The organism is Janthinobacterium sp. UMAB-56 (assembly GCF_900095265.1).
In the GTDB taxonomy this organism is placed as follows: Bacteria; Pseudomonadota; Gammaproteobacteria; order Burkholderiales; family Burkholderiaceae_D; genus Janthinobacterium.
Genome location: NZ_LT607709.1, coordinates 1 through 422, shown reverse-complemented (window position 1 = coordinate 422; position 422 = coordinate 1). Strand labels below are relative to the sequence as shown.

General features: G+C 62.1%; 1 protein-coding gene. It reads right to left on the bottom strand.

The window, feature by feature from the left end; genetic code table 11:
* Window positions 1-422, bottom strand: a 422-nt coding sequence (locus K0F85_RS28370) for a thiamine pyrophosphate-dependent enzyme (RefSeq protein WP_257638220.1), incomplete at both ends; no start/stop codon positions are given.

Genomic DNA, 422 nt, shown 5'->3' with positions numbered 1-422 from the left:
GCGCTGTCGGGCAACATATTGTTGAACGAGGCATTGCCGCACGCCTGCTGCAATCGGTTGATACAGCCGTAACCGCGGTTGTCGAGCACGACGATGATGAGCTTTTTGTCCAGCATGACGGAAGTGGCGATTTCCGAATTCATCATCAGATAGCTGCCGTCGCCCACCATGACGATTACCTCGGCATCGGGTTTCGCCATCTTGACGCCGAGGCCGCCGGCGATTTCATAGCCCATGCACGAGTAGCCGTATTCCATGTGGTAGCCGCCCGGCGTGCTGGTGCGCCACAGTTTGTGCAGCTCGGCCGGCAAGGTGCCTGCCGCGCAGACGACGATGTCGCGGCAGGTGGAATCCTTGGCGGAGCGCTGCACGGCGCCGATGACTTCGCCGTCATACGGCAAGCCGGCCAGCTCGCGCCGCCC